At 71.3% G+C, this 26,732-nt stretch carries 30 protein-coding genes; 21 read left to right on the top strand and 9 right to left on the bottom strand.

Annotation, left to right across the window (positions count from 1 at the left end):
• Positions 1-95 precede the first annotated feature (95 nt).
• The 3 genes from ACQP17_RS20275 (at position 96) to ACQP17_RS20285 (ending at position 4,108) form a co-directional block, all read left to right on the top strand.
• The gene (locus tag ACQP17_RS20275; protein WP_433857545.1) at positions 96-1,121 is read left to right on the top strand and encodes a LuxR C-terminal-related transcriptional regulator; all 1,026 of its coding nucleotides are present in this window, start codon (positions 96-98) and stop codon (positions 1,119-1,121) included.
• Positions 1,122-1,611: 490 nt separating this feature from the next.
• The gene (locus tag ACQP17_RS20280; protein ID WP_433857546.1) at positions 1,612-2,496 is read left to right on the top strand and encodes a glycerophosphodiester phosphodiesterase; all 885 of its coding nucleotides are present in this window, start codon (positions 1,612-1,614) and stop codon (positions 2,494-2,496) included.
• Positions 2,497-2,926: 430 nt separating this feature from the next.
• A complete protein-coding gene (locus tag ACQP17_RS20285) occupies positions 2,927-4,108 on the top strand; it encodes an acyltransferase family protein (RefSeq protein WP_433857547.1) in 1,182 nt (393 codons plus the stop codon).
• Positions 4,109-4,209: 101 nt separating this feature from the next.
• On the opposite strand, the gene ACQP17_RS20290 is transcribed toward ACQP17_RS20285, so the two are convergent.
• From ACQP17_RS20290 to ACQP17_RS20300, 3 genes are all read right to left on the bottom strand, one after another.
• Positions 4,210-4,692 (bottom strand): RidA family protein, encoded by a 483-nt coding sequence (locus tag ACQP17_RS20290; protein WP_433857548.1) that lies wholly within the window; start codon positions 4,690-4,692, stop codon positions 4,210-4,212.
• A gap of 144 nt (positions 4,693-4,836) precedes the next feature.
• The gene (locus ACQP17_RS20295) at positions 4,837-5,835 is read right to left on the bottom strand and encodes an alpha/beta hydrolase (protein WP_433857549.1); all 999 of its coding nucleotides are present in this window, start codon (positions 5,833-5,835) and stop codon (positions 4,837-4,839) included.
• 94 nt (positions 5,836-5,929) lie between these two features.
• Positions 5,930-7,612: a bifunctional 3'-5' exonuclease/DNA polymerase gene (locus ACQP17_RS20300; RefSeq protein ID WP_433857550.1), complete on the bottom strand. Its 1,683-nt coding sequence runs from the start codon at positions 7,610-7,612 to the stop codon at positions 5,930-5,932.
• Positions 7,613-8,051: 439 nt separating this feature from the next.
• Here ACQP17_RS20300 and ACQP17_RS20305 point away from each other — a divergent pair, with 439 nt between their 5' ends.
• From ACQP17_RS20305 to ACQP17_RS20340, 8 genes are all read left to right on the top strand, one after another.
• Positions 8,052-8,225: a chaplin gene (locus ACQP17_RS20305; RefSeq protein ID WP_352231968.1), complete on the top strand. Its 174-nt coding sequence runs from the start codon at positions 8,052-8,054 to the stop codon at positions 8,223-8,225.
• Positions 8,226-8,469: 244 nt separating this feature from the next.
• Positions 8,470-8,877 carry a rodlin gene (locus ACQP17_RS20310; RefSeq protein ID WP_285509157.1) on the top strand — a complete coding sequence of 136 codons (408 nt, stop codon included), beginning with the start codon at positions 8,470-8,472 and terminating at the stop codon, positions 8,875-8,877.
• A 364-nt stretch (positions 8,878-9,241) separates the two neighbouring features.
• A complete protein-coding gene (locus tag ACQP17_RS20315; RefSeq protein WP_433857551.1) occupies positions 9,242-9,475 on the top strand; it encodes a chaplin in 234 nt (77 codons plus the stop codon).
• 271 nt (positions 9,476-9,746) lie between these two features.
• The gene (locus ACQP17_RS20320; RefSeq protein ID WP_433857552.1) at positions 9,747-10,034 is read left to right on the top strand and encodes a hypothetical protein; all 288 of its coding nucleotides are present in this window, start codon (positions 9,747-9,749) and stop codon (positions 10,032-10,034) included.
• A gap of 335 nt (positions 10,035-10,369) precedes the next feature.
• Positions 10,370-10,777: a rodlin gene (locus ACQP17_RS20325; RefSeq protein WP_433857553.1), complete on the top strand. Its 408-nt coding sequence runs from the start codon at positions 10,370-10,372 to the stop codon at positions 10,775-10,777.
• Positions 10,778-11,232: 455 nt separating this feature from the next.
• The gene (locus tag ACQP17_RS20330) at positions 11,233-11,637 is read left to right on the top strand and encodes a rodlin (RefSeq protein WP_433857554.1); all 405 of its coding nucleotides are present in this window, start codon (positions 11,233-11,235) and stop codon (positions 11,635-11,637) included.
• A gap of 124 nt (positions 11,638-11,761) precedes the next feature.
• Positions 11,762-12,364, top strand: coding sequence for a chaplin (locus tag ACQP17_RS20335; protein WP_433857555.1), 603 nt, complete (start codon positions 11,762-11,764; stop codon positions 12,362-12,364).
• Between the two features lie 169 nt (positions 12,365-12,533).
• Positions 12,534-13,379, top strand: coding sequence for a nitrilase-related carbon-nitrogen hydrolase (locus ACQP17_RS20340; RefSeq protein WP_433857556.1), 846 nt, complete (start codon positions 12,534-12,536; stop codon positions 13,377-13,379).
• A 21-nt stretch (positions 13,380-13,400) separates the two neighbouring features.
• Here the strand turns inward: ACQP17_RS20340 and tatA are convergent, their stop codons facing one another.
• The 3 genes from tatA to rpmB all read right to left on the bottom strand — a co-directional run bounded on the left by tatA (position 13,401) and on the right by rpmB (position 14,252).
• Positions 13,401-13,598 (bottom strand): Sec-independent protein translocase subunit TatA, encoded by a 198-nt coding sequence (gene tatA / locus ACQP17_RS20345; protein ID WP_433857557.1) that lies wholly within the window; start codon positions 13,596-13,598, stop codon positions 13,401-13,403.
• 112 nt (positions 13,599-13,710) lie between these two features.
• A complete protein-coding gene (rpsN, locus tag ACQP17_RS20350; RefSeq protein ID WP_433857558.1) occupies positions 13,711-14,016 on the bottom strand; it encodes a 30S ribosomal protein S14 in 306 nt (101 codons plus the stop codon).
• Positions 14,016-14,252 (bottom strand): 50S ribosomal protein L28, encoded by a 237-nt coding sequence (gene rpmB / locus ACQP17_RS20355; protein WP_189100681.1) that lies wholly within the window; start codon positions 14,250-14,252, stop codon positions 14,016-14,018. The genes rpsN and rpmB overlap by 1 nt, the downstream gene beginning before the upstream one ends.
• 73 nt (positions 14,253-14,325) lie before the next feature.
• Between rpmB and rpmG the strand changes: the two genes are divergently transcribed.
• From rpmG to ACQP17_RS20380, 5 genes are all read left to right on the top strand, one after another.
• The gene (rpmG, locus tag ACQP17_RS20360) at positions 14,326-14,490 is read left to right on the top strand and encodes a 50S ribosomal protein L33 (RefSeq protein ID WP_433857559.1); all 165 of its coding nucleotides are present in this window, start codon (positions 14,326-14,328) and stop codon (positions 14,488-14,490) included.
• 5 nt (positions 14,491-14,495) lie between these two features.
• Complete coding sequence (locus tag ACQP17_RS20365) at positions 14,496-14,747, top strand: type B 50S ribosomal protein L31 (RefSeq protein WP_364880476.1); 252 nt, start codon at positions 14,496-14,498, stop codon at positions 14,745-14,747.
• Positions 14,747-15,901 (top strand): CobW family GTP-binding protein, encoded by a 1,155-nt coding sequence (locus tag ACQP17_RS20370; protein WP_433857560.1) that lies wholly within the window; start codon positions 14,747-14,749, stop codon positions 15,899-15,901. Before ACQP17_RS20365 ends, ACQP17_RS20370 begins: the two co-directional genes overlap by 1 nt.
• A 58-nt stretch (positions 15,902-15,959) precedes the next feature.
• The gene (gene rpsR, locus ACQP17_RS20375; protein ID WP_433857561.1) at positions 15,960-16,196 is read left to right on the top strand and encodes a 30S ribosomal protein S18; all 237 of its coding nucleotides are present in this window, start codon (positions 15,960-15,962) and stop codon (positions 16,194-16,196) included.
• A gap of 362 nt (positions 16,197-16,558) precedes the next feature.
• Entirely contained in the window at positions 16,559-16,798 is a 240-nt protein-coding gene (locus ACQP17_RS20380; RefSeq protein ID WP_189100676.1) for a DUF397 domain-containing protein, read from the top strand.
• Between the two features lie 80 nt (positions 16,799-16,878).
• Here the strand turns inward: ACQP17_RS20380 and ACQP17_RS20385 are convergent, their stop codons facing one another.
• Positions 16,879-17,361 (bottom strand): ATP-binding protein, encoded by a 483-nt coding sequence (locus ACQP17_RS20385; RefSeq protein ID WP_433857562.1) that lies wholly within the window; start codon positions 17,359-17,361, stop codon positions 16,879-16,881.
• A 314-nt stretch (positions 17,362-17,675) separates the two neighbouring features.
• Between ACQP17_RS20385 and ACQP17_RS20390 the strand changes: the two genes are divergently transcribed.
• From ACQP17_RS20390 to ACQP17_RS20410, 5 genes are all read left to right on the top strand, one after another.
• Positions 17,676-18,539, top strand: a complete 864-nt coding sequence (locus ACQP17_RS20390) for a helix-turn-helix domain-containing protein (RefSeq protein WP_433857563.1) — start codon at positions 17,676-17,678, stop codon at positions 18,537-18,539.
• Positions 18,540-18,623: 84 nt separating this feature from the next.
• Positions 18,624-20,081, top strand: coding sequence for an aldehyde dehydrogenase family protein (locus ACQP17_RS20395; RefSeq protein WP_433857564.1), 1,458 nt, complete (start codon positions 18,624-18,626; stop codon positions 20,079-20,081).
• 143 nt (positions 20,082-20,224) lie between these two features.
• Entirely contained in the window at positions 20,225-20,773 is a 549-nt protein-coding gene (locus tag ACQP17_RS20400) for a DinB family protein (RefSeq protein ID WP_433857565.1), read from the top strand.
• Between the two features lie 283 nt (positions 20,774-21,056).
• A complete protein-coding gene (locus tag ACQP17_RS20405) occupies positions 21,057-21,485 on the top strand; it encodes a hypothetical protein (RefSeq protein WP_433857566.1) in 429 nt (142 codons plus the stop codon).
• Positions 21,482-24,556 (top strand): hypothetical protein, encoded by a 3,075-nt coding sequence (locus ACQP17_RS20410; protein WP_433857567.1) that lies wholly within the window; start codon positions 21,482-21,484, stop codon positions 24,554-24,556. Before ACQP17_RS20405 ends, ACQP17_RS20410 begins: the two co-directional genes overlap by 4 nt.
• 93 nt (positions 24,557-24,649) lie before the next feature.
• Here the strand turns inward: ACQP17_RS20410 and ACQP17_RS20415 are convergent, their stop codons facing one another.
• On the bottom strand, positions 24,650-26,065 hold the full coding sequence (locus tag ACQP17_RS20415) for a glutamate decarboxylase (protein ID WP_433857568.1): 1,416 nt from the start codon (positions 26,063-26,065) through the stop codon (positions 24,650-24,652).
• Positions 26,066-26,082: 17 nt separating this feature from the next.
• Positions 26,083-26,706, bottom strand: coding sequence for an NAD(P)H:quinone oxidoreductase (wrbA, locus tag ACQP17_RS20420; RefSeq protein ID WP_433857569.1), 624 nt, complete (start codon positions 26,704-26,706; stop codon positions 26,083-26,085).
• Positions 26,707-26,732 lie beyond the last annotated feature (26 nt).

A 26,732-nucleotide genomic window follows, 5' to 3' on the forward strand; every position in this document is an offset into this window, starting at 1 on the left:
TCCGAGATGGCTGGTCGCGTCACTGACCAGGACTTTCCTTGACGACTCATTGATCTTGCGCCAGGTTCCGCTCGGAAGCCAGCCCGACTGGCATCATGATCAGGAAGTGCGACAACTGGAAGGGGGAGCAGATGGGCTCACATAAGGACATGTGCGGAAAGGGGGGTGCAGTTCGCCTCTGCGAGCAGGGGCTGAACCAATACCGCGAAGCCCTCGAAGCCGGGGTCATGTCGGGGGATGTGGCCGATTGCCTGCTCGCCTGCGGGCTGCTGCGGCCGCTGCCCGGATCGGTCGGCGTCTACATTCCCATTCCACCGGAAATTGCCGAGTCCGACCTCGCTCGGCCGGTCGAGCAGAAGATCCAGAATTCCCAGCAGGTCCTGACCGAGTTATACACCTCATTTCTCGCCGCGAAGGGGGTCTACCGCAAAGTGCAGCAGCAGGTGGCGACCCCGATCGACACCCTGATGGGCGAGGACGTGATCAGCGAGGCGCTCCAGATGGCCATCGGCAAGTGCCAGGGAGAATTGCTCACGGCACAGCCGGGCGGCGGCCGCCCCACCCATCTGCTGGCCGAGGCACTGCCCCGCGACCTCGCGCTGCTCCGCCGGGGGGTCCAGCAGCGCACCCTCTACCAGCACACCGTGCGCTCGCACGCCCCGACGCTCGGCTACATCGAACGCATACTGGCCGAGGGCGGCCAGATCCAGACGCTGGACGAGATCTTCGAGCGCGTCATCATCTGCGACCGCTCGATCGCCTTCATCCCCGGCTCCCCGGACCGCAAGACCCACGCCGTGGCCATCCGGCACCCCGGCGTCGTCGGCTTCCTGTCCAAGGCGTTCGACCACATGTGGGAGCGGGCGACGCCGGTCACCGCCGTCATGGGCCAGTACCGCCCCGAACCCCTCACCGACGTCGTCCGGCGCAGCGTGCTGCGCATGGTGGTCAGCGGCTGCACCGACGAGGTCATCGCGACCCGCCTCGGCATGAGTTCCCGCACCGTCTCCACCCACATCAGAAAGGTGTCGGAGATGCTCGGCAGCCGCAGCCGCGCGGAACTCGGCTATCTGGTCTCGGAGCACGGCCTCCTCAAGGACGAACCCGCCGACGCCGGCTGACCGGGCCGGGCCCGGCGGCCCCGCACGCCGCCCGCGGCCCGCACTACGCCGCGCCCTCCACCCGTCGACAACTCGCCCGCGTCGTACGGGGGGTTCCTGCCCCCCTGCCGAGCGGCGCTCGGCTCCCGCCGCCCCCAGTCCGTCCCGTCGCAGCATCCGGAGCTTCGCCGCTGCCCCCTCGGCCTCCGGGCGCGCGCCGGCTCCACGGTGCCCACGCCGCCGAGCGCTTGCCGCTTGCGGGGCCGCCCGGATGGCGGGCCCCCACGCGACCTCGTCACCCGACTCGCCCGGCCCGTCCCGCACCACGCTGACCTGGGGAAACAGTCCCGGAGGAGAGGGTGGCGCCCGGCGGCCGGGGGGTGTGCTCGCGTGGCGGGGGCCGGGGGATGCCCGCATGTTGAGGAGACAGCCGTGTCCTGGACCGGAGGAGGGGCGGGGGTGCCTGGCGCAGACGAGCCGTCTGCGGGTGAGTGGACCGGGAGGCTCCCGCATGTTTCGCAGATCGCTGCGGATACCCGCCGCCGGATGTGCCTTCCTGGTGACGGCCGCGGTGTCCTCGGCGGTGCTCTCCTCCGGACCGGAGGAGTACGCCGATGTCGCCGTGATCAGCGGCGCCCGGGCCGGTCCCGGCACCGCGGCCGCCCGGGTGATCGCGCACCGCGGTGCCTCCCGTGACGCGCCGGAGAACACCCTCGCCGCGGTCGACGCCGCACATCGCCGCGGACTCATATGGGTGGAGAACGACGTCCAGCGCAGCAGGGACGGCCGGCTGGTGGTGCTGCACGACGCCACCCTGGCGCGGACGACCGACGCCGCGAAGGTCTTTCCCGGGCGGGCGCCGTGGCGGGTGGGGGATTTCACCGCCGCCGAGATCGCGCGGCTGGACGCCGGGAGCTGGTTCGGCCGGCGGTTCGCGGGGGAGCGGGTGCCCACGCTCGCCGCCTATCTGCGCCGCCTGGAGCGCAACGGGCAGCGGCTGCTGCTGGAGATCAAGGCCCCGGAGAAGTACCCCGGTATCGAGGCGCAGGTCCTGCGGGAACTACGGGCGGCCGGTTGGCTGGATCGCGCCCATGTCCGCGGCCGCCTGGTGATCCAGAGCTTCTCCGTACGGTCCGTCCGCACCGTGCACGCGCGTGCACCCCAGGTGCGTACCGGGATTCTGGGGGCTCCCGCGGTGCGCCTGCTGGCGCGCTACGCGCGGTTCGCCGATCAGATCAACCCCCCTGCGTCCGCGCTCAGTTCGGGGTGGCTGGCGGCCGTGCACCGGCTGCGCGGACCGCACGGACGTCCCGTGGACGTCTACGTCTGGGGCGTGGCGAAGAACACCACCGTGCGGTCCGTTCGCGTACGCGGTGCCGACGGTGTTATTGAATAATGGGTAACGGGCGGTGGTTCGAGGGGCATTGTCCGGATCGCCCGCGGTGCCGGCCACACATGCCGCCGCACCGCCGTCCGCGCTGCGTGAAGGAGCTGTGGAGGGCGGATGCTGCGTGTGTGGCAGCCATAGTCGGGGATTTACGTGATTCCCGCCGCGGGGCTAAGGTGCCTGAGATGTTCGACGCCGCCACACTCCCCGTAAAAGAACTAAGACGCAGGATTTGGCTTTTGGGTTCCGATGTGCGGCCCGGTGCGGGCCAGCGTCCAGTTCCTCCCCTGGGATCCTTTCGGGAGGCTCCTTGACGAACGACTTTCCGGCGTACGGCGAACGGCGGGTTCCCCTGCCCCCGCCTCGGCATATGCCGCAGAACACGCTGACACGTACGGGCGCCGCGGCGTCGTCGCACTCCGCAGGTGCGACGGCGACCATGACGCCCGTGGCGAAGAGTTCCACCACGGCGACGGCGGACCGCCCGCTCTCCGACCCCCCTTCCGGGGGCGGCACTTCACCGGCCCGGTCCGAGCACCGTGCCGGGGGACGGGGTGGCAGCCGCGCCAAGAGCGCGGCCACGGGCGAGGCCAAGGCGAAGCCGCGCGACGCCTTTTTCGACAATGCGAAGTATCTGGCCATCGTGCTGGTGGCGATGGGGCACTCCTGGGAACCGCTGCGTGACGGCAGCCGGTCCGCGGCGGCGCTCTACATCACCGTCTATGCCTTTCATATGCCGGCCTTCATCATCATCTCGGGCTATTTCTCGCGCAGTTTCGATATGCGCAAGGACCGCCTGCAGCGGCTGATTACCGGCGTCGCCGTTCCCTACATCCTCTTCGAGGTCGCCTACACGCTCTTCAAGAGGTGGGCGGACGACGACCCCGGTTATCCGATCAGCCTCACGGACCCCTGGTATCTGACCTGGTTCCTGCTCGCGCTGTTCATCTGGCGGCTGACCACCCCGCTGTGGAAGATCGTGCGCTGGCCGGTCCCGCTGGCGCTGGCCATCGCCGTGCTCGCGTCCGTCTCCCCGGACATCGGCGACGACCTGGACCTCCAGCGGGTGCTGCAGTTCCTGCCGTTCTTCGTGATCGGGCTGTCGCTGCGGCCGGAGCACTTCAGGCTGGTACGCCGCAAGAAGGCGCGCATTCTGGCCGTTCCGGTGTTCGCCGCCGCGCTGGTCTTCGCCTACTGGGCGGCGCCGCGGATGAACGCCGCGTGGTTCTACCACCGCGACGCCGCGCAGGAACTCGCCGCCCCGTGGTGGAGCGGCGCGGTGATGACGCTGGCGATGTTCGGCTGCTCGCTGGTGCTCGTGGCCTGCTTCTTCGCCTGGATCCCGGGCCGCACCATGTGGTGCACGGCGCTGGGTGCGGGCACCCTGTACGGCTACCTGCTGCACGGCTTCCTGGCCAAGGGGTCGCGCTTTTGGAACTGGTACGACACCCCGTGGGTGCACACGCCCTGGGGCGCGGTACTGCTGACCCTCATCGCGGGCAGCGTCATCACGGTGCTGTGCACACCACCCGTGCAGCGGATCTTCCGGTTCGCCATGGAGCCCAAGATGACCTGGGCGTTCAAGAAGGACCCGGTGGGGACGGCCCGCAGCCGCCACTGAGCGGAGCGGACACCGCCGCACACCGTCAGGGCGCCCGTTCCACCGGAGGACCGGTGGGGCGGGCGCCCCGGTGTGTGCGGGGAGCGGGAGACGCGCTCCCGCTACCGGACGACGGCGATGCCCTCGATCTCGACCAGGGCCGCCTCGTCCCACAAACGGGTGGTCCCGATCACGGCCATTGCCGGATAGTCGCCCCCGATCAGCCGCTTCCACACCAGGCCGAGGTCGCGGGCGTGGCGGCGGTAGTCGGCGACATCGACCGCGAAGACGGTGAGCTTGGCGAGGTCGGACGGGCCGGCCCCGGCCGCCGCCGCGACGTCCAGGAGGTTGCTCAGCGCCCGCTCGAACTGCTCGACGACCCCGTCCCCGACGATCCGGCCCGCTCCGTCGAGCGCGGTCTGCCCGGCGAGGAAGACCATGGTGCCCGAGGCCGCGCGCACCCCGTGGCTGAAGCCGGCCGGCGGCGCGAGATGCGGTGGGTTGACGCGCTCCAGCCCGTCGGACGTCCCGCCCGCGCCCCGCCCGTCCCTGCCCGCTTCGCCGTGCTCGCCGTGCTTGCCGTGCTCGCCGTTCTCGGTCGTCATCCCTGCTCCCGCGCTCGTCCGGCCGTTCACGCATACGGGGGTTGCCCCCCAGGGGATTCAAGCGCCTCCGGCTCCCGGCCGTCCAGCGTTCCCCGCGCCCGCACGGCCGGAAACGGCGGAAGCCCGCCACCTGAGCCGGCCGGCTCAGTCCCCCGCCGCGCACGGATACAGCGCCGCCCGCAGATGCTCCGTCCAGTGGGCCGTCATCTCCCGTGCCGGCCGCGTGCGGGGTGCGTGCAGCTCGAAGCCGTGCCAGGCGCCGGGCACATTGCGGACCGTGACCTGCACCCCCGCGTCCATCAGGCGCCGGGCGTAGGCCAGCCCCGGGTCCCGCAGCGGATCGAGATCGCAGACCAGGACATAGGCCGGCGGCAGCCCCGTGAGGTCCTCGGCGCGGGCCGCCGCGGCGTAGGCGTCCGCCGCCGTGCCCTGGGGCAGATAGTGCTGCCATGTCCGGCGCATCGTGCGGAGGCTGTTGACCCACGGGGCGGGCACGTCCTCGGCGTCCGTCGGGAGCGGTTCCGTGGCGACGCGGTCGTCGACGTCCGGTACGCACATCGACTGGTAGGCCAGGGCCGGTCCGCCGCGGTCGCGGGCCATCAGGGCCACGGCCGCGCTCAGCCCGCCGCCCGCGGAGTTCCCGGTGACGGCGATCCGCCCGGCGTCGACGCCCAGCGCGGCCGCCTGCCCGGCGGTCCACTCCAGCGCGCGGTAGCAGTCCTCCACGCCCGCCGGATAGCGGTGCTCGGGCGCGAGCCGGTACTCGACGGAGACGACCACCGCGGGCAGCTCACGGCAGAGCGCGAGGGCCGTCGTGTCCTGCCCCGGCAGGGGCCGGCCGATCGCGTACCCACCGCCGTGGAAGTGCAGTACGGCGGGCAGCGCGCCGCCCGAGGAGGAGCCCTCGGCGTCCTCGCTGCCTTCGGGGCGGTAGACCTCGACCGTCAGCGTGCTGCCGTCCTCGCGCGGGAGGTCGTACCGGCGGCTGCGCACGCCGGTGCGGTCCGCCGGGGTCGCGGCCAGCAGCTTCCGGAACCGCTCTCGGGTCGCCTCGATGTCCTGGAAGGCATCGGAGTACGGCGGCAAGTCCGCCAGATACGGCGCGAGTTCGGGATGGACGGTTATTCCCGGCGGGAAGGGCACAGGGGTCTCCGGTGATCGCGTAGGGGGCCTGCATTCTGCTCGTACCGCCTCCTTCCCGCCATCACCGACACCCGCCCCGCTGCCCGCCTCCCGGTCACTTCGCGTCGGCATAGCACTCCACCACCGCCGTCGTGAACGGGAAGCGGACAGGGGCCTCCCCGAACGCGATCCGCCCCGCCGTCGCGGCCGCCGCGGCGATCGCCTCGGACACGGTCGCCGCCTCCTCGGCGGGGCAGTGCACGATCACCTCGTCGTGCTGGAAGAAGACCAGCTCGGCGCGGAGCCCGCCGTCCGCCAGCGACCGGCGCAGCGCCGCCAGCACCAGCAACGCCCAGTCGGCGGCGCTGCCCTGGACGACGAAGTTCCGCGTGAACCGGCCGCGGGCCCGGGCGGCGGCCGAGCCGCCGGCGTACCCGGCCGCCTGCGCGTCCTCCTGGGGCAGCCCGGCCTCGTCCGGCGGCGTCACGGACGCCGGCGGGCAGGTGCGTCCCATCCAGGTGCGCACCAGCCGGCCCTCCTCGCCCGCGCGGGCCGCCTCGTCGACATACGCCACCGCGGCCGGATAGCGACGGCGCAGATCGGCCATGTGCTTGAGGGCGTCGCCGGACGTCTGGCCGTAAATGGCTCCCAGCAGGGCGAGTTTGGCCCGGTCACGGTCGCCGCCGAACGCCCGGGCCGCCAGATCGGCGTACAGATCCTCGCCGGTGCCGGCCACCTCCATCAGGCCCCGGTCGCGGGAGACGGCCGCCAGCACCCGGGGTTCCATCTGGTCGGCGTCGGCGACCACCAGTCGCCATCCCAGGTCGGCCCGCACGGCCTGCCGGATCACCTTGGGGATCTGGAGCGCGCCGCCGCCGTTGGTGGTCCACCGGCCGGAGACCGTGCCACCGGGCACATACTCGGGGCGGAAGCGGCCGTCGTGCACCCACTGCTGGAGCCACGCCCAGCCGTGGGCGGTGTGCAGACGGTAGAGCTTCTTGTACGCCAACAGCGGGGCCACCGCGGGGTGATCGATCCGCTGCAGCTCCCATTTGCGGGTCGAGGTGAGGGAGATCCCGGCGCGCGCGAAGGACTTGAGGATCTCCTGGGGCAGATCCGGGCGCACCCGCGCGCCGGTGCCGAAGGCCCGGGAGACCTCCTCGGCCAGCTCCGCCATCCGCCGTGGCTCCAGGCCGCCCGGATACCGCCCGCCCAGCAGCCGGTCGAGCAGGTCACGGTGCACATCCGCCCGCCAGGGCACCCCGACCCGCCCCATTTCCGAGGCCACCAGCATGCCCGCGGACTCGGCGGCCAGCAGCAGCCGCATCCGGTCGGGGTGCTCCGCCCGCGCCGTACGCGCCACTTGGCCGGCATAGACCTCCAGCAGCGCGGCCAGCTCGTCCGTGCCGGGCGGCAGCGGCACCGGACCCGGCTCGAACAGCGACGGCTGGGTCTGCGCCGTACGGGCCGGCCCGTCCTGCGGAACGGGCAGGCCGTGCAGCCGCGCCCAGGCGGCGGCCAGCGAACGGGGCTGGCCGTACTGCCCCTCCTCATGGCCGATCAGCAGCGCCTCCGCGGCCTCCACGTCGTAACAGCGCTCGACGCGCACCCCCGCCGCCAGCAGCGGCCGGTAGATCTCCGCGGTGGACCGCCACACCCACCGCTCGACCCCGGGGCGGCTGCGCACGGCCTCGGCGAGCGAGGACTCCGCCAGCACCGGCCCCGCGGCCCGCCCGTCCGGGGCGAGCGGGCAGAGACGAGCACCCCCGTCGCCCGTCTCCACCACCGCCCATCTCATGCTCCTGAGTCTCGCACCGGGGTCTGACAACGGCTGGGCTCCGGCTCCGGCACCGATTCCGGCCTCGTCCCGGGCGAGGTCCCCGACGGGCGCGGACGAAGGCCCCCGGGGAACGGGCCGGGCAGCACTCCGCACAGCCCGCCTGCGCCCCCCACGGCACCTGCGCGAGCTTCAACTCCCATATGAAGAGCGGCAATTAGTGAAATCTGGCAGCGCAGAAAAAAGTGGAGGGCATCAAATCTCGCCGCCCCAGACCTCACTCATTCACCCGAATGAAGCGCTACTTTCACCTTGTTGATGCGTTGAACAGCTTGTCGCTCAAAGCGGCGCATCACCGAAATCTGCTTGCTGCTCAGTGAAGAGGTTCACCGTGAAGTTTGTCTCCAAGGCCGCTGTCCTGTCTGCCGCCGCGGGCATTGCCGTTGTGGGTGGGGCCGGTGTGGCCAGCGCTTACGGCGCCGGCGCCGCGGGCGTCGCCCACAACTCTCCCGGCGTCGTCTCCGGAAACGTCATTCAGGCCCCGGTCGACCTGCCGCTCAACGTCTGCGGCAACACCCTCAACGTTGTCGGACTGCTGAACCCGGCCGCCGGCAACACCTGCGTCAACCTCTGATCACCATACGGCGCTTGAGGTCCGGCCCGTGCCCGGGCGGGGCCTCTCGACGGCAAAGGCCGGTACGCATTCCGTACCGGCCTTTCGTATGCCCAAAAGGCCCGGCAGTGCAGCGCGGCTCAGCGTCAATGATATGTGTCTATTGGTTTCGTGGCATTCGGGTGAAACGGCGAAACCGCTCCCCCGGAAGTGAGTTGACCAGGGCGCTCCGGATACGGGCACTCCGCTTCGAGAAGGGTAAATCGTGATCAAGAAGGTCCTGGCCACGACGGCTGTAGCCGCGTCCGTCGTCGGAATCTCGGCGACGGCCGCCCCCCAGGCGATGGCGATCGGGAACCACAACGGCACGTCCACGGTCAACGGGAACGGCGCCAAGAGCGCGTTCGGCAACTCCACCACCATGGGTCGGATGAGCCCGCAGTTGGAGCTCATCCAGGGCTCGCTGAACAAGCCCTGCCTCGCTCTGGGCAAGGTGGACGCCCAGGTCTTCGCAGGTGCGACCCCGATCGCGCTGCAGGACATCAACGCGCTGTCGAGCTCGCAGAACCAGCAGTGCACCGAGAACTCGACGCAGGCAAAGGGCGACGACCCGCTGTCGCACATCCTCAGCGACATCCCGGTCCTGTCGGGCAACGGCGTCGGCAACCGCTGAGCCTGCCATCGGCCGTAGGCCCGGACCGCCGGCTCTCGCTTCCAGAGCGGTCCGCGGCCTGCGACACCCCGTTACGAATCGTAGGGTCAGAACTTTTTCGATCCCCTTTCGGTAGGAATTCGTATTCGGCGGATGTCTCGTTGTTCGAACTCCGGTGTTTTTTCCGCGTCGTATGCGCGGTGGCAATCTCTCGAAATGGTCGTGCACCCTTCGGGCGATTCCTCCGAAAACCTCCGGGCAAGAGTTTCGTCCACGAGGGTAGATCGTTACCAATATCGGCAGCGGCGTTACGGGCGATCAACACGGCGCCCGAGCGACACGACGGTCGTGTGCGCCACGGACCCGCTGCAAGGAAGGGCAGAAAGTGAAGTACGCAAAGGCCGCAGCAATCACTGCCGGTGCGCTCATGGCGGTGGGCGTGGCATCGCCGGCGTTCGCCGACGCGGGGGCTTCGGGAGGCGCTACGGGCTCTCCCGGAGTCCTCTCCGGCAATCTCATCCAGGTTCCGATTCACGTCCCGCTCAACGTGTGCGGAAACACCGTCGACATCGTCGGTCTGCTCAACCCGGCGTTCGGCAACACCTGCCTGAACCACTGACTCGAAGAAATTCGAGCCGCTTCGATGTGATCCGGCCCCGGTGCACGGCTCCCCTGTGCACCGGGGCCGGTCGTCCTTCATCTCCCAGGGCGCCCGCACAACCCCTCCAAATTTCGGGCGGATTAGCCGAGAAGGGCGGAACTTCAGGGTTTCCCCGGATGAAGGCACTCGTTAGTCATGCTGAAAGCGGTGATCCGAGCAGCGAGATTATTGCTCGCGCGGCGCTGATGTCGCCGAACCGTCAAGCACCGCCCGAGAAGGGACAGTTGAAGTGAAGTACGCAAAGTCCGCCGCGGTTGTCGCCGGTTCCGTCATGGCACTGGGCGTCGCTGCCCCTGCTTTCGCCGCCCAGCCCGGCGCTCCGACCATGAGCCTCAACGGCGGGTTGTCCGACGCCCTGAGCAACAAGCAACTGGACGGCCACCAGATCACTCCGCTGATCAATACGGTCAAGGCCGCGGAGGGCAAGGTCAGGTCGACCAACGCGAAGAAGCTGCTCCATGGCGTTGCCGGGACGGCCAAGAAGACTCCGTTGCTCGGTGGGCTGCCGCTCAAGTAATGCCGAAACGGGTGGCGTTGACCGTCGGAGAGCGGACCTCGGAGCTGCCCGGCCCAGGAGCGGCGGCGGGTGTGTGGACTTCCCGGCTCCGCCGCCGTGGCAGGTGAGTTCGACGCGGATATCGAGATTGCGCGGTATGTGGCTCCGGGTTCAGGCGCCCGGAGTTGTGCCACGGCTCGGCCGTTCTTATCCCGGGCGCAGGCGTCCGGTCGCGAAGCCGAGCGGCAAAACTACTCGGTGCGCAGCTGTTTGAGTGAATGAGAACAACCAAAATCATCCTTGTGAGTTGGGCACATTGCCCGGCCCAAGGGCATCCCGAAACACGAAGGATCAAAATGATCAAGAAGGTTCTGGCGACCACGGCCGCGGCTGCTTCCATTGTCGGTGTGTCCGCTGCTGCCGCCCCCGCGGCGATGGCGATCGGCAACCAGCACGGACCGTCTACCGTTAACGGCAACGGTGCTGCGCAGTTCTACGGGAATTCCACCACGTATGGATACATGAGCCCGCAGATCGGGCTGATCCAGGGCTCGTTTAACAAGCCCTGCATCGCTGTGGGCAAGGTGCCCGTCCAGGCTCTCGCGGGTGCGACCCCGATCGCGCTGCAGGACATCAACCTGCTGTCGAGCTCGCAGAACCAGCAGTGCACCGAGAACTCGACGCAGGCAAAGGGCGACGACCCGCTGTCGCACGTCCTGGACAACATTCCGATCCTCTCCGGCAACGGTGTCCACAACCACTGACCGGCCGCCTACGACCCGGGCCGCCCGGTCCTCCTTCTTCCGGGCGGCCCGGGTTTCCGGCGTCCGGTTCCCGAGCGGAAGTGTTACTCGCTCGTGACTGCGCTCCGGTGAGCCGGATCGTTAGCAGTGGTGTGTGGAGGGAAGCTGCCAATGCCCTTGTGGAATTGATGGGCTACCAGGGCATTGGCATGCTGTCCGTAATTCGGCAGGGCCTGCGAATCCGTTCATCGGCATCGCAGGCCCTGTTGTATGTAATGAGAGTCGACAAGACCGGCTCGACAAGTCGCATTTTCGGTACGCGAATTGATGCACTTCGGGCCCCCGCGGCGACGATGGTATCTCTGCGGGAGATTCGTGCCAGCTATTCGGGTGATGGTGCGGAACTCAAACCGGTATGGCGGGTTGTTCAAACAGGGCTCCCGTGTCGGGAGTTCCCTCTCCTGAAGGGTTTCGTAATGAACAAGATGATCGCGGGCGCGGCTGCGGCGGCGTCGTTGGTCGGCTTTTCCGCCATGGCCGCTCCGCAGGCCATGGCGATCGGTGACCAGCATGGCACCAGGACGGTCAACGGAAACGGGGCGGCGTCGGTCTACGGCAACTCGACCACGCGCGGCGACCTGAGCACGCAGCTCGGGCTCGTCCAGGGCTCCCTGAACCAGCCGTGCCTCGGCCTGGGCAAGGTGGATGCCCAGGTTCTCGCCGGTGCGGCCCCGATCGCGCTGCAGGACATCAATGTGCTGTCCAGCGCGCAGAACCAGCAGTGCACCGAGAACTCGGCGCAGGTCAAGGGCGACGATCCGCTGTCGCACGTCATCGACGACATCCCGGTCCTCTCCGGGAACGGTGTCGGCAACGGCTGACGAGCAACAGTCGGGACATGCCACTCGCTTGTGTCTCCGGGCGGCCGGCGCCGCGTCTGCGCCGCCGGCCGCCCGGTCGTGAAGCGGCGGGGCGTGCGTCAACACTGCTGAGGAAGGACGAGAGATGCGACAGGGCCTGAAGGCGTGCATGTTCGTGGTGGCGGCGTCCGGTGTGCTCGGCGCGAGCTGCGGCACGGCGTACGCGGATGCCGGCGCCGGCGGAGGCACCGCGAACTCTCCCGGGGTGCTGTCCGGGAACAGCGTCCAGCTGACCGTGGACACCCCGGTCAACGCGTGTGGCAATTCGGTGGACGCGGGCGCGGCGCTCAACCCGGCGATGGGCAACTCGTGCGGGAACGGTGCGGGGGTGCGGCCGCCGTTTGCCGGGCGGTCCCCGGGGGAGGGGGCGCCGCGGACGATGGACGCCCCGGGGGTGCACTGGAATACCCCGGGGCAGCGTGCCGAGCCGGCGCCGCGCACGGGTGGGGAGCCGGCCGAGCGCCCCGCCGCGGCGCCGGTGGCGCCGCTGGCGCAGGTCCCCGGGCCCGCCGCGCGCCCCGCACACGAGGCGCAGGTGGGTGCCGTGCCGCGGGCCCGGGAGTCGGCGGACACCCCGCTGCTGGCGTCCACGGGCGGACCCGAGCTGGCGGCGGTCGCCGCGGCGGGCGGCGGCCTGCTGGCGGGCGGCGTGCTGCTGCTCCGCAGGACCCGGCCGCGCCGCGGGTGAGGGCCGGCCGGGGCCGGAGCGGGAGCCGGGCGGCGGGCCGGGAGCGTCCGTCCGGTGCCCGGCCCCGGCCGCCCGGGCCGGGCACCCCGCCCGGGCCGTGCCGCGTCCGGCCGCCTCTGGCAAAATAAGGACGAAGGCCGCAAAAGCCATCGTTCGATGAGGTGGGGACATGCTCATTGCGCTGGCGCAGACGGACTGCGTGCTCGGTGACGTGGAGGCGAACCTCGATATCGCCCGTGCGCAGGTCGAGCAGTCGGCGGCGCAGGGCGCGGATCTCGTCGTCTTTCCCGAACTGAGCCTGCACGGCTATCACTTGGGCGTACTGCCGCGCGACACGTCCATCGAGGCGAACGATCCCCGGCTGCTGGAACTCAGCCTCCTCGGCCCCGATGTGCTGGTCGGCTTCCACGAGCACACCGGTCTGCGGGCGTACAACACGGCGGGTCACTACGCGGACGGCGCGCTGCTGCACGCCCACCGCAAGCTCTATCTCCCCAACTACCTGGCCTGGGAGGAGCGCAAGCACGTCAGTCCGGGGCAGTCACTGCGCGCCTACGACCTGACGAAGTCCGGGAGTGGCGGCCGGGGCGCGACGCTGGTGTGCAATGACGCCTGGCAGCCGGCGCTGCCGTGGCTGGCGGTGCAGGACGGCGCCGAGGTGCTGTTCGTGCCGACCAACAGCGCGGCGAGCCTGGACCCGGAGGCGATGGACACCGGCCTGTACTGGGACACCCTGCTGTCCTATACGGCGAAGATGCTCCAGTGCTGGGTGGTCTTCGTCAACCGGGTGGGCAACGAGCACGGCGCGGCGTTCTGGGGCGGCTCGCGGGTGGTCGACCCGCGGGGCGCGGTGGTGGCGCAGGCGCCCAAGTGGGAGCCCGCGCTGGTCACCATCGAGATCGATCTCGCCGAGGCGCGCCGACAGCGCCGGGCGGTGCCGCTGGTCGCCGAGGCCCGGCTGGGGCTGATCGACCGCGAGGTGCGGCGGCTGATCGACGAGGGCGGCGACCACTGAGGGCGGCCGCCCGGCCCGTCGTCAGTGACCGCCCGCGGACCCCTGGCGGGGCGCCTCGGTGGGCCCGTCGTCCTTGAGGGCCTTGGCCTCGGACTTGAGGATGCGCATCGAGCGGCCGAGCCCGCGCGCCATGTCGGGGAGCTTCTGGGAGCCGAAGAGCAGCACGAGCACCGCGAGGATCAGGATCAGGTGCCAGGGCTCGAAGGCGTTGCGGAGCATCGGCGCGCTCGCTTTCGTCGGGGGCCGGGGAGACGTTCTGTCCAGTATTACCCGAACGGTCCGGCCGCCCCGGTGCAGGGGTCGCCCCCGACGCCGGGGCGGCCGGCCTCGGCTACCAGCTGGACTTGCGGACGCCCGGCAGGTGGCCCGCGTGCGCCTGCTCGCGCAGCCGTACGCGGGACAGCCCGAAGGCCCGGAAGTAACCGCGCGGGCGGCCGTCCATCGCGTCGCGGTTGCGCACCCGGGTGGGGCTGGCGTCCCGTGGCTGGCGGGACAGCTCCCGGCGGGCGGCGGTGCGCTCCTCCTCGGGGGTGTGCGAGCTGCGGATCACGGCCTTGAGGACGGCGCGGCGGGCCGCGTAGCGGGCGACGGTCGCGCGGCGCTTCGCGTCCTTGGCGATCTTGCTCTGCTTGGCCATCAGACCTTCTCCCCCCGGGCGCGGATGCGGGCGACGGCCGCCTCGATCCCGATGACGTCGACGGTCTTGAGACCCCTGGCGCTCAGGGTGAGCCGGATGTGGCGGCCCTCGCTCGGCAGCCAGTAGCGCTTGCGCTGGATGTTGGGGTCGAAGCGGCGCGGGGTGCGGCGGTGGGAGTGGGAGACGGCGTTGCCGAAGCCCGGCGCGCGGCCGGTCAGCTGGCAGTGGGCGGACATGGTGCGGTCCTTCCGGTCGGAGCCCCTGATGAGGGCCTATTGAAAATGGAAACCATTTCCGTATACTAACCGCATGGCTCGCAACGAACTACGCCCGGTCGTCAAGCTCCGGTCCACCGCCGGAACGGGCTTCACCTACGTCACCCGCAAGAACCGCCGTAACGACCCCGACCGCCTGGAACTGCGCAAGTACGACCCGGTGGCCGGCCGTCACGTCGACTTCCGAGAGGAGCGCTGAGCACCGTGCAGACCGCACTCCACCCCGCCTACGGGCCCGTCGTCTTCCGCGACCGGGCCGCCGGCCACGCCTTCCTGACCCGCTCGACCGCGACCGGTGAGCAGACGGTCGAGTGGGAGGACGGCCACACCTATCCCGTCATCGACGTCGAGATCTCCTCGGCGAGCCACCCCTTCTACACGGGCGCCGCCCGGGTGCTGGACACCGCGGGCCGCGTCGAGCGGTTCGAGCGCCGGTACGGCAAGCGGGACCGCTGATGGAGCGGCTCGACGTCGTGCTGCTCGGCGGCCTGCACGCGGACGCGCGGCGGGCCGCTGTCGAGCGGCTGCTGCGCACGGTGCCCGGCAGCGTCGCCCTCCACCACGACCTCTCCTCGGCCACCGAGGGCACCGTGCGGCGCACCGTCCGCGATGCCGGCGGCACGCTCGACGCCGGCATCGCGGACGGTCCGCTGGTCAACGACTGCGCTTGCTGTGCGCTGCGCGAGGACCTGGTGCCCGAGCTGGAGCGGCTGGCCGCCGGCCGGACGTGCCGGCTTGCGGTCGTCGAACTGTGGGACTCGGTCGAGCCCAAGGCCATGGCCGAGGTGATCACCTCCTGCGGCAGCGAGAATCTGGCGCTGACCGGCGTGCTCACCGCCGTCGACCCGGCCCTGGTGCTGCCCTGCCTCGGCTGCGGCGACGACCTTTCCGAGGCGGGCCTGGCGGCCGCGGCCTCCGACCGGCGCACCGTCGCCGACACCTGGGCACGGCAGCTGGAGTACGCCCCGGTGCTGGCGATCGCGGCGGGGGAGGAGGAGGCGGATCCGACCGACCTCGCGCTGCTCGCCCAGCTGCACCCGACGGCCGTCCAGGTGCCCGTCGAGGCGGAGGAGTTGGCGGCCGCGGCGACGGCCGGCTTCGATGTGGCGGCGGCCGCGGCGCGGCAACACCCGGCCTGCGCGCTGCTGCCCCAGGAGGCCGACGCGGAGGGCGTGGGCACCATGGTCTGGCGGCACACCCGTCCCTTCCACCCCGGCCGCCTCTACGCCGCGCTGGAGGACCTGACCTGCGCGGCCGCCCGCAGCCGGGGCCGGTTCTGGCTGGCCGACCGCCCGGACACGCTGCTGTCCTGGGACGCGGCCGGCGGTGCGCTGTGCGTGGAGAGCGCCGGACCGTGGCTGGCCGCGCTGCCGGACGCCGCCTGGGAGCTGGTGCCGCCGACGCGCCGGGCCGCGGCCGCGCTGGACTGGCACCCCGAGCACGGCGACCGCACCCAGCACCTGGTCTTCACCTCGCCCGGCCTGGACCGCGAGAACCTGCGCACCCTGCTGGACTCGTGTCTGCTCACCGACGCCGAGTACGCGGGCGGCCCGCCGTCCTGGAAGAGCCTGCCGCCCGCCTTCGACGCCCTGCTCGACCCCGTTTCGTAACGCCGGCCGCCCGCCCCCCGGTGACGGCCGTCCACCCCGCACGCACAAGGACGTTCCCATGCCCCGTCGGCACGAACCGCGCCGCACGCCCATCCCGCGCCGCAACCCGCTGGATGCGGCGGGCGTCACGTACATCGACTACAAGGACACCGACCTGCTGCGCAGGTTCCTCTCCGACCGCGGCAAAATCCGGAGCCGCCGGATCACCCGGGTCAGCGCCCGGCAGCAGCGGCAGCTGGCCCGCGCGGTCAGGAACGCCCGGGAGATGGCGCTGCTCCCGTATCCGTCCCGGTGACGTGACCGCGGCCCCGGGGTGGAGCCCGGGGGCCACGACGGCCCGCCGGCGAGACGTGTGCCACGCCCCCGGAACCCCGGGGGCGTGGCACACGTCTCTTCCCTGTCCGTGAGGGCTTCGGGCCCGGTGATCCGTATCAGGTGACGGAGCCGGCGCCGGCGCGCCGTGCCCTGAGCGGGCAGGTGGCGGGTGGCCTGCGGACCTGGTGCGCGGGGGGCCTGGGGGAGCGGTCCGGGAGGGCGCTCGACGAGCTGTGACGGGCTCGGCACCCGCTGTCGTGCACGTGCATCTGCGCATGCATCCGCATGAGAACGCGGCTATGCTCCGGGGCAGTTGACACCATTTATCACTGGGAGAGCCCTGTGCCCCACGCATACAACGGCATGGCCGCCACGGATCTCCACGAGGTGGCGTGGCAGAAGAGCAGGCACAGCAACTCCCAGGGCTCCTGCGTGGAGTTCGCCAAGCTGCCCGGGGGTGACATCGCGGTCCGCAACTCCCGCTTCCCGGACGGCCCCGCGCTCGTCTACACGCCGGCCGAGGTCCGGGCGATGCTGCTGGGCATCAAGGACGGGGAGTTCGACCACCTCGTACGGGACTGAGTGCCCGCGCGGCCCGATCGGCCGCGGGCACACGGCAACCGGGCGCCCGCCCATGACGGTGCGCCCGGTGTGCGGAGCGGCTACGGCAGCCGGAACAGCGCCCACACGATCTTGCCGTGCGCGGCCCCGGCCAGCGGGTGCCAGCCCCAGCTGTCGCTGAAGGAGTCCACCAGATACAGCCCGCGCCCCGACTCCGCGGCGAAGTCCGCCTCGCCGGCCACCGGGGAGTCGTCGCTCGGGTCCCGTACGGCGCAGACCAGCCGGGTGGACCAGCGCATCAGGTGCAGCCGGGCCGGCGGGGTGGCGTCGTGGTGCTCCGGGGCGGCGAGGACCGCGTGCCGCAGGGCGTTGGTGACGAGTTCGGAGACCACCAGGGCGACCGAGTCGAAGAGCTCGTCGAGATCCCAGCCGCGCAGGGTCTCGCGGGTGAACGCCCGTGCGCTGCGCACCGATTCGTAGCGTGGTGGGAGCGTGCGGGACGCGGATCCGGAGACGGCCAGGGGGTCGACGGGAGGGAAGCCCTGCCATAACGGCTCGAGCATGGTCAAAACCTTGGTCCCCATGCGAGGCACTCCTGGCGTTCGCGGACGTCATGACCCTGGCCGGTCAGCCGGATCTGGCGGATCTTTCACGAGCGTGCATGCGTGCGACGCCCATGGTTCCCAATGTGCGAGACAGATGCAAGGGCAGATGCACGTGCACGTGCCGCGATTGCGGGAACCCGCACCGGTTCGAGGGGGATTCTTCCCCGATGTTTGTGTGGAGGGCTTGCGGGGGCCTCACACATCTGTAACCGGATGAGCACTCAACGAAGCCCGGACGTGGCAGACTTGCGGCCCTCTGTTGGACGGGGTGGGGTCACGGGAGGGTCGGAGAGGTGTCCGCAAGTGAGTCGAGCGGGTCGGTGGTGCGGCGGATCCTGCTCGGGTCGCAGCTCCGCCGGCTGCGTGAGTCGCGCGGGATAACCCGCGAGGCGGCCGGCTACTCGATCCGTGCGTCCGAATCGAAGATCAGCCGCATGGAGTTGGGCCGCGTGAGCTTCAAGGCACGTGATGTGGAGGATCTGCTCACCCTGTACGGGGTCGGCGACGCGCAGGAGCGCGAGGCGCTGCTGTCCCTGGCGCGGGAAGCCAACGTGGCGGGCTGGTGGCACAGTTACACCGACGTACTGCCCGGATGGTTCCAGACGTATGTCGGTCTGGAAGGCGCCACCTCGCTGCTACGGGTCTATGAAGTCCAGTTCGTGCACGGGCTGTTGCAGACGGAGGACTACGCCCAGGCCGTCGTCAGACGCGGCATGCCGGACGCCGGTCCGGCCGAGATCGAGCGCCGTGTCGCGCTGCGCATGGAGCGCCAGAAGCTGCTGGTGGCCGAGCGGTCGGCGCAGTTCCACTGTGTGCTGGACGACGCGGCGCTGCGCCGCCCCTACGGCGAACGCGCGGTGATGCGTGAGCAGATGAAGCATCTGATCGAGGTGTCCGAGCGGCCCAATGTGCGGCTCCAGGTGATGCCCTTCAGCCTGGGCGGGCACGCGGGTGAGAGCGGCGCGTTCACCATGCTCGGCTTCCAGGAGTCGGGGCTGCCGGACGTGGTGTATCTGGAGCAGCTGACGAGCGCCCTCTATGTGGACAAGCCCGAAGAGGTGGCGCAGTACGGGCGGGTGATGGACCGCCTCCAGGAAGAGGGGCCGAATCCGGCCGAGACCAGGGACCTGCTGCGTGGGCTGCTCCAACTGATGTGACGCGTCGGTAGGATGGCGTGCCATCAGGAGTCAGCACCCCCCAATGCGGCGCCCTGAGCGCCCTGTTCTCCAGATCGGGATGGCATGTCCTACTTCGACGAGTTGGCGTATCAGTTCATCGACGGTGAGTGGCGCTCGGGCAGCGGCTCATGGGACATCGTCGACTTCAATCCCTATAACGGCGAGAAGCTGACCTCCATACCGGTGGCCACCGTCGAGGAGATCGACCAGGCCTACCGCGCCGCCGAGCGCGCCCAGCGGGCCTGGGGCGACACCAACCCCTACAGCCGCCGGCTGGTCTTCGAGCGGGCGCTGCGGATCATCGACGACCGCGAGGCGGAGCTGGCCGAGGCGATCGCCGCCGAGGTCGGCGGCACGCACGCCAAGGTGGGCTTCGAGCTGCACCTGGCCAAGGAGTTCCTGCGCGAGGCGGTGCAGCTGGCGCTGCGCGCCGAGGGCCGCATCCTCCCCTCGCCGATCGACGGCAAGGAGAACCGCCTCTACCGGCTCCCGGTCGGCGTCGTCAGCGTCATCAGCCCGTTCAACTTCCCGTTCCTGCTGTCGGTCAAGTCCGTCGCGCCGGCCCTCGCGCTCGGCAACGCCGTCGTCCTCAAGCCGCACCAGAACACCCCGATCTGCGGCGGCGGCCTGGTCGCCAGGATCTTCGAGGAGGCCGGGCTGCCGGCGGGCGTACTCAATGTCGTCGTCACCGACATCGCCGAGATCGGCGACGCGCTCCTGGAGCACCCGGTGCCCAAGACGATCTCCTTCACCGGATCCGAGAAGGTCGGCCGGCATGTCGCGACGGTCGCCGCGGCGCACTTCAAGCACGCCGTGCTGGAGCTGGGCGGCAACAGCGCGCTGGTCGTTCTCGACGACGCCGATGTGGACTACGCGGTCGACGCCGCGGTCTTCAGCCGCTTCGTCCACCAGGGCCAGGTCTGCATGGCCGCCAACCGGGTGCTGGTGGACCGCGCCGTGGAGCGGGAGTTCACCGAGAAGTTCGTCGCCAAGGTCCGCGGCCTGACGGTGGGCGACCCCACCGACCCGCGGACACACATCGGGCCGCTGATCAACGAGGGCCAGGCCGAGGCCGTCACCGCGCTGGTGGACCGGGCCGTCGCCGACGGTGCCGCGGCGCTGCTCCGGGGCGAGACCCGGGGCACGCTGGTCGCGCCGAGCGTGCTCGGCGGGCTGCCGGCGGACTCCCCGCTGCTCCGGCAGGAGATCTTCGGTCCCGTGGTGCTGCTGGTGCCGTTCGACGGTGACGAGGAGGCGGTGCGGCTCACCAACGCGACGCCGTACGGACTCAGCGGCGCCGTGCACACCGGTGACATCGAGCGCGGGGTGCGGTTCGCCAAGCGGATCGAGACCGGGATGTTCCACGTCAACGACGCCACGGTGCACGACGAGCCGATCGTGCCGTTCGGCGGCGCGAAGAGCTCCGGTGTCGGGCGGCTGAACGGCGACGCGATGGTGGAGGCGTTCACCACCACCAAGTGGATCTCCATCCAGCACGGCCGGTCGCGGTTCCCGTTCTGAGCGGAGGCCCCGCGCGCGGGGCCCGCGCCGACCGGTCGCGAGTCGAGGACAGAAGCTGACCGCAAGGGCTTCTAGCGTGAGTGAGGTCGAAAGGCGGACGGCGAGACGGCCGGCCGCCGGGGGATCCCACGAAAGGCGAATCCATGCCCACTCACGTTCCTGCCGAGGCACACGGTGACGAGGTCGGCGCGCTGCTGGCCTTCCTGGAGGCCCAGCGCGGCGGGCTGCGGCGGTCCGTCCTGGGACTGACCGAGGAGCAGGCCCGCCACCGCCCGTGCGTGAGCGCACTGACGACGGCCGGGCTGATCAAGCATGTCGCGGAGACCGAGCAGGGCTGGATCGAAACCGCCCAGCAGCGGCCGCACACCATCCAGCGGACCATGGACACCTGGCATCTGAGCTTCGAGGCCGGGGACGACGAGAGCGTGCCCGAGATGCTGGCGTTCTGGGACAAGGTCGCCCGGCGCACCGAGGAGTTCGTGCGCGCCCTGCCGAGCCTGGACGAGACCTTCCCGCTGCCCGAGGCGCCGTGGTACCCGCCCGAGGCCCGGCAGTCGATGCGCTGGCTGCTGCTGCACCTGATCGAGGAGACGGCCCGGCACGCCGGCCACGCCGACATCCTCCGCGAGTCCCTGGACGGCAAGACGGCCTTCGCCCTGGTGGACGAGGAGCGGGCGGGCCGGCAGGGGTAGGGAGCGGCACCGTCCGGAGGAGACCGGTGTCGTGGCGCGGTGTGGCCGCCGGCCCGGTGTGCGCCCGGGCGGTCGCCAGGGCGGAGTCCTTCCGGGCCGGGCCCGCGCACCGACGCCGGGGCGTTCCCGGCCGTTCCGGTCAAGGCACCCACCTTCTCGACCCTTCATCCGGAAAACCATAATTTCAGCTGAATACCCTTCACATACCACTGGGTCTCCCTATGCTGCGGGCATACCGGTCGGCAGGTACAAGACCGGATCTTCCTGCATGAAGGGGGGCATCGTGAGGGACCGCAAGGTCAATCGGATCAAGACGGGTGACTTCACGGGGCAGTTGGTTGCCGGGGACGGCAACAAGGTGGTCGGTGCCACCGGAGGTCCACCCCGGGCGCCCGAGGTGGACCAGGACGAACTGGAGGCGCTGCGGGCGGAGTTCGCCCTGGTGCGCGACCGGCTGGCGGCGCTGGACGACCCGCAGAGCGGGCGTGGCGCCGAACGACTGGCGGAGCTGGAGGAGGCCGTCGCGGACGGGGAGCCCGATGTACCGGTCATGGTGTACGTCAGGGGCTGGTTCGCGCGGCAGCTTCCCGCACTGGCCGGCGCGGTGACGAGCCTGATCGTCCATCCCGTTGTCGGCCGTCTCGTCCAGCAGGCCGGTGACGGCGTCGTGGCGGAGTTCCGGCGGCACTTCGGGGAGGAGGGCGCCGGATGACGCCCGGAGGCGATCGCCGGGTACGGATCAGCGGGGACGTGCGCGGCCAGATCGTGGTGGGCGACCACAACATCGTGGTCTCCGCCGAGCGTTCCGTCGTCACCGTCGTGCGGGAAGGCGAACGGCCGGTGCCACGCCGGCGGGAGTCCGTCGCTCTGCTGCCGCGCCGGCCGCGGTCCGCGGTCGGCCGGGACGCGGAACTCTCCACGGTCACCGCTGCCCTGGACGACGACGGCGCCGCTCAGGTGTCGGGGCCGGCGGGTGTCGGCAAGAGCACCCTGTTACGCCTGGCGGCGCACCGCCGCGCCGAGGCCGGCGAGGTGGCGTTCGTCGACGCCGCGGGCCGTGAGGTGGGCGATGTGCTGCAGGACGTGTTCGAGGCGTGCTACGACGCTCCCGGCTACCATCCGTCCCGCACCGAACTGCGACGCCTGATGTCCGGTGTGGACGTCGCGGTGGTCCTCGACGACCTCGACTGCGCGTCGGACGAGCTGGACGGCCTGCTCGACACCTTCCCCGACGCCCCCGTGCTCTCCTCGGGGGTGCGTCGCACGCTGTGGGGCCGGGGGCGTTCCCTGGCGCTCGACGGGCTGCGGCACGACGGCGCCACGGCGCTGCTCGCCCAGGCACTGGGCCGTCCCCTCGGCGATGACGAGGAGGCGGTGGCCGAGGCGCTGTGGCGGGCGACGTCCGGGTCTCCGCTGCAGCTCCTGCGCGCCGCCGCCGACGGACGCCTGGCGCGTGCCGCGGAGCTGGAGGCGGTGCTGCCCGGACTGCTGGCGGGACTGTCGGAGCGGGACAGCGACCTCATGGCGCTGTTGGCGCTGGCCGGTCAGGGGGGCGTGGGCACCGCGCTGCTGAGCGAGCTGGGCGGCGGCGGCGATGTTCCCGGGCGGTGCGAGCGGCTGGTCGCCACCGGACTGGCCGTCGCCACCGGCCACGGCTACCGGGTGTCCCCCGACCTGGGCACCACTTCTCTCGCCTCGCTGCGGCCCGGGCCCCCCGAACTGGTCGACCTCGCCGAGCGGATGGCGCGGTGGGCCGACTCCGCCGACCGGGATCCGGCCCAGGTGGCCGCCGGGCAGGCACTGATCACCGCGGTGATCGAGGCGGCGTCCCGGGCGCACGCACCACAGGCGGGGGCGCGGCTGGCCCGGGCGGCGGCCCCCGCGGCGGCCCGCTCCCTGCGTCTGGGGGCCTGGGGGCGGATCCTGGAACGGGGCAGGCAGGCCGCCGAACAGGCCGGGGACGGAAAGGCACTGGCCTATCTGACCCACGAGGACGGCATCCGGCAGCTGGTCTCGGGAAAGCGGGCGGCCGCGGCGGTGGCGTTCGCCGCGGCGGGTGAACTCTGGAAACACTTGGGCAACCACGGGGGAGCCGCCTCCGCGCAGCACGCGCAGCATCTGTGCGGACCCCAGGCCACCACCACCGCGCCGCCTGACGGGGGGCTGTCCGGCGGCGCGCACACCGGCGCGGCTCCCGCGGACGGCCATGCCGCGGTCCACGACCCGTCGTCGGCCGCGAGCCAGGGCGCGCCCGCGCACGCCGCCCCGCCCGCGGACCCCGGTACCGCGGCGGCCACGGCCACCGGCGGGCACACCGCCGGGCTCGGGCTCACCGCCAAGGTCGTCATCGGCGGCGGTCTGCTCGCCACGACCGCGGCGGGGGTGGTCCTCACCCAGCACCGCGCGGGAGAAGGGACCGTTCCCGTACGGGTCGTCGTGCACACCGACGTCCTGGAAGCCCACATGCCGGGAAAGGAGGAGAACGGGTGCGAGGTGTCCGGCGGCACGACGGACTGCACCACCGTCGTCCACCCCAAGAAGGGCACCCGGGGGCCGGTCGAGGTGCGGCCGGCCGATCCTCTGCCCGCCGGTACCAGCCTGATCTACTGGGGATGCGACGGCGGCCCCGCGTCGGCGTCCTGCACGCTGACCGCGAGCCGGCCACGGACCGTCTGCGTCACCACCACCTCTCCCCAGGACGGCGCCGCCCGCGGCCGGTGTGCCAGGCTCACCGGTTCGCCCGCCCCGGCTTCCGTGTTCCGGCCCATGGCCTGGGTCACCGCCACCCGTGTCGAGGTGCTGTCGACGCCACAGGGAAAGCCGCGGGTCCTCGCGACCGTCGCGGGCGCGAAGAAGCCCGGGACAGTCGTCTGGTCCCGGGACCGGAGCCAGCTCGCCTGGACCGAGATCGACGACCCGGGCACCGCCGGTTCGCTCGCCGGGTACGAGCCCTCCGGCACGATCCACCTCACGAACCTGCGCACCGGGGACGCCCACTCCTGGGAGTGCAACGCCTGCGATGTCGCCTTCCTCGGGGACGAGCTGATCTCCTCGGCGTTCGGCGGGGCGGACCTGTGGTCCTACCCGGTCAACGGCGGCGCACGGGTGAAGCGGACGTTCAAGGGACTGCCGCCCCATTCGCCGAGCCTGCTGGAGACGCCCGCCTACCGCCCCCTGGCCTCCTGGCAGGGGGACGGGCTCGTCACGTACGTCACCGCCCTGTACGACAACAACGGCAAGGACGCGGACGGCCTGTACCGGTTGTCGGCGGACGGCACCGCGGCACCCGTCCTCCGCCGGGACCCGGGCAACAGCTTCCGTGCCATCAGCCCGGACGGCACCCGGGTGCTCGTGACCCGGGCCGTGGGCCCGGCAACGGCCTCCTGCGAGGAGAGGAGCTACGAGACCACCGTGGTGAGCCTCTCCTCGGGCGGGCAGAGCGCGGCCGCCGCCCCCGGAGCGGGCTGGGCGGTCGCCGACGCCTGGTTCGCCCCCGGCGGTGCCGCCGAGGTCACGCACCGGCACAGCCGCACGGACCGGGGGGCGACCGGGCACTGCGCACTCGACCTCGGCGCCACCCCCCGCACGCTCACCCTCCGTCCGGGGTCCGGCTCCTGGAGCGCCGCGGCGAAGACGGGCGATCATCTCCGCGACGTGGGCGGTGGCTGGCAGGCCCACACGGGCCCCGCGGGAAGCGCGGCGCCCCTGACGCTCACCAAGGGACGGGAACAGCGGATGCTCGACACCGGCGTGGTGGGCGTCTTCCCCTCGTCGTCCCACTGAACGGGCGAGGCGGAGTACGGTCACCGCCCTCCGCACGCCTGGGGGCGGGATCGGCGCGGCCGCATCGGCGAGATCAGCGGTGCCGCGGCGTCCTCAGTGGTGGAACGCCGTGGCGACGTTCTCCGGGCGCTGCATCGGGCCCGGCTGCTCGCGGAGTTCGGTCAGCAGCTGCTCCAGGTCCGCGAGGAAGAGGTCGGCGAGGTCCATGGAGAAGCCGTTGCGGCAGACCACCCGCAGGACGGACAGGTCCTCGCGGTTCGGGGGGAAGGTGTAGGCGGGCACCAGCCAGCCGCGCTCCCGCATCCGCCGGGACACGTCGAAGACGTCGAACGCGGTGACGTGGTCGGCGGTGGTGAAGGCGAAGACCGGCAGCTGGTCGCCCTTGGTGAGCAGCCGGAAGTCGCCCAGCGCGCCGATCCGTTCGGCCATCGAGCAGGCCACGTCGCGGGTGGCCTGCTGGACGGCGCGGAATCCGGCCCGGCCGAGCCGCAGGAAGGTGTAGTACTGCGCGGCGACCTGGGCGCCGGGCCGGGAGAAGTTGAGGGCGAAGGTCGGCATGTCGCCGCCCAGGTAGTTGACCCGGAAGACCAGCTCCTCGGGCAGCGCCGCCGTGTCGCGCCACAGCGCCCAGCCGACGCCCGGGTAGACCAGTCCGTATTTGTGCCCCGAGGTGTTGATGGAGGCGACCCGCGGCAGCCGGAAGTCCCACATCAGCTCGGGGTCGAGGAAGGGCGCGATCATGGCGCCGGACGCGCCGTCCACATGGACCGGGATGTCCCAGCCCCGCTTCTCCTGGAGGTCGTCGAGGGCCGCGCAGATGTCGGCCACCGGCTCGTAGGACCCGTCGAAGGTCGAGCCGAGGATCGCCACGACGCCGATGGTGTTCTCGTCGCACAGCTCGGCGGCCGAGGCCGCGTCCAGATGGAAGCGGTCGCCCTCCATCGGGACGGTGCGCGCCTCGACCTCCCAGAAGTTGCAGAACTTCTCCCAGCAGACCTGGACGTTGGCGCCCATGACGAGGTTGGGCCGGGCGCTGCCCGGATAGCGGTCCTTGTTGCGCTGCATCCAGCGCCGTTTGAAGGCCATCCCGGCGAGCATGCAGGCCTCGCTCGACCCCGTGGTGGAGCAGCCGACGGCGGCCGAGGGGTCGGGGGCGTGCCACAGGTCGGAGAGCATGGCCACGCACCGCTTCTCGAGTTCGGCGGTGCGCGGGTACTCGTCCTTGTCGATCATGTTCTTGTCCCGGCACTCCGCCATCAGGACGCCGGCCTGCGGCTCCATCCAGGTCGTGACGAACGTCGCCAGGTTCAGCCGGGAGTTGCCGTCCAGCATCAGCTCGTCGTGCACGAACTGATAGGCGTTGTGCGGGGCGAGCGGGCCGTCGGGCAGGGTGTGCTGCGGGGGTGCGGTCTCCATCCCGGCGACCGGGTCGGCCTCGCCGTAGAAGGGGTTGACCGGGTGCCCGGTCTGCTTGCGGTCGGATGCCGATGCGCCTTTGTGCAGAGTCATGTTGTCGCCACTACCCGTCAACTGGCCGGAGAAAGGCCGCGCTTGATGGCCTTGGTGAACTTCACGACGCGCACCGCCTGGATGCGGGCGGCGGTGCGGGCGTCGTCGTCGAGCGGCGAGTCCGGGCCGCCGACGTGCGAAGTGCCGTAGGGATTGCCGTCGGAGAACTTCGCCGGGTCGGTGTAGCCCGGCGTCACGAGGATGCCGCCGAAGTGGTGGATGGTCTGGTACAGCGCGAGCAGGGTGGACTCCTGGCCGCCGTGCCGGGTGGCGCTCGCGGTGAAGCCGCTGTAGACCTTGTCGGCCAGCCGGCCCTGCTGCCAGAGGCCGCCCAGGGTGTCGAGGAACTGCTTGAGCTGTGAGCTCACATTGCCGAAGCGGGTGGGGGTGCCGAAGAGCACCGCGTCCGCCCACAGCATGTCCTCGGGCGTGGCCTCCATGATGTCGGCGGTGGCGGCGGCGTTCGCCGCCCAGGCCGGGTTGGCGTCGATCGCGGTCTGCGGGGCGAGTTCCGCGGTCCGGCGCAGCCGTACGTCCGCCCCGGCGTGCTCGGCGGCGTCGGCGATCAGCCGGGCGAGCTCGGCGACGGTGCCCGTCGAGGAGTAGTAGATGACGGCGACCGTGACGTCATGGTCGGGCATGGGCGTACCTCCTGAAACCCGACAAT

Origin of the sequence: Streptomyces kronopolitis (genome assembly GCF_050953795.1) — a bacterium.
In the GTDB taxonomy this organism is placed as follows: domain Bacteria; phylum Actinomycetota; class Actinomycetes; order Streptomycetales; family Streptomycetaceae; genus Streptomyces; species Streptomyces kronopolitis_A.

Coding starts and splice junctions, on each gene's coding strand:
- ACQP17_RS20275 (WP_433857545.1), top strand. CDS start 96: ATGATCAGGAAGTGCGACAACTGGAAGGGGGAGCAGATGGGCTCACAT.
- ACQP17_RS20280 (WP_433857546.1), top strand. CDS start 1,612: ATGTTTCGCAGATCGCTGCGGATACCCGCCGCCGGATGTGCCTTCCTG.
- ACQP17_RS20285 (WP_433857547.1), top strand. CDS start 2,927: ATGACGCCCGTGGCGAAGAGTTCCACCACGGCGACGGCGGACCGCCCG.
- ACQP17_RS20290 (WP_433857548.1), bottom strand. CDS start 4,692: ATGACGACCGAGAACGGCGAGCACGGCAAGCACGGCGAGCACGGCGAA.
- ACQP17_RS20300 (WP_433857550.1), bottom strand. CDS start 7,612: ATGAGATGGGCGGTGGTGGAGACGGGCGACGGGGGTGCTCGTCTCTGC.
- ACQP17_RS20325 (WP_433857553.1), top strand. CDS start 10,370: ATGATCAAGAAGGTTCTGGCGACCACGGCCGCGGCTGCTTCCATTGTC.
- ACQP17_RS20330 (WP_433857554.1), top strand. CDS start 11,233: ATGAACAAGATGATCGCGGGCGCGGCTGCGGCGGCGTCGTTGGTCGGC.
- ACQP17_RS20335 (WP_433857555.1), top strand. CDS start 11,762: ATGCGACAGGGCCTGAAGGCGTGCATGTTCGTGGTGGCGGCGTCCGGT.
- ACQP17_RS20340 (WP_433857556.1), top strand. CDS start 12,534: ATGCTCATTGCGCTGGCGCAGACGGACTGCGTGCTCGGTGACGTGGAG.
- tatA (WP_433857557.1), bottom strand. CDS start 13,598: ATGCTCCGCAACGCCTTCGAGCCCTGGCACCTGATCCTGATCCTCGCG.
- rpsN (WP_433857558.1), bottom strand. CDS start 14,016: ATGGCCAAGCAGAGCAAGATCGCCAAGGACGCGAAGCGCCGCGCGACC.
- rpmB (WP_189100681.1), bottom strand. CDS start 14,252: ATGTCCGCCCACTGCCAGCTGACCGGCCGCGCGCCGGGCTTCGGCAAC.
- rpmG (WP_433857559.1), top strand. CDS start 14,326: ATGGCTCGCAACGAACTACGCCCGGTCGTCAAGCTCCGGTCCACCGCC.
- ACQP17_RS20370 (WP_433857560.1), top strand. CDS start 14,747: ATGGAGCGGCTCGACGTCGTGCTGCTCGGCGGCCTGCACGCGGACGCG.
- rpsR (WP_433857561.1), top strand. CDS start 15,960: ATGCCCCGTCGGCACGAACCGCGCCGCACGCCCATCCCGCGCCGCAAC.
- ACQP17_RS20385 (WP_433857562.1), bottom strand. CDS start 17,361: ATGGGGACCAAGGTTTTGACCATGCTCGAGCCGTTATGGCAGGGCTTC.
- ACQP17_RS20395 (WP_433857564.1), top strand. CDS start 18,624: ATGTCCTACTTCGACGAGTTGGCGTATCAGTTCATCGACGGTGAGTGG.
- ACQP17_RS20400 (WP_433857565.1), top strand. CDS start 20,225: ATGCCCACTCACGTTCCTGCCGAGGCACACGGTGACGAGGTCGGCGCG.
- ACQP17_RS20410 (WP_433857567.1), top strand. CDS start 21,482: ATGACGCCCGGAGGCGATCGCCGGGTACGGATCAGCGGGGACGTGCGC.
- ACQP17_RS20415 (WP_433857568.1), bottom strand. CDS start 26,065: ATGACTCTGCACAAAGGCGCATCGGCATCCGACCGCAAGCAGACCGGG.
- wrbA (WP_433857569.1), bottom strand. CDS start 26,706: ATGCCCGACCATGACGTCACGGTCGCCGTCATCTACTACTCCTCGACG.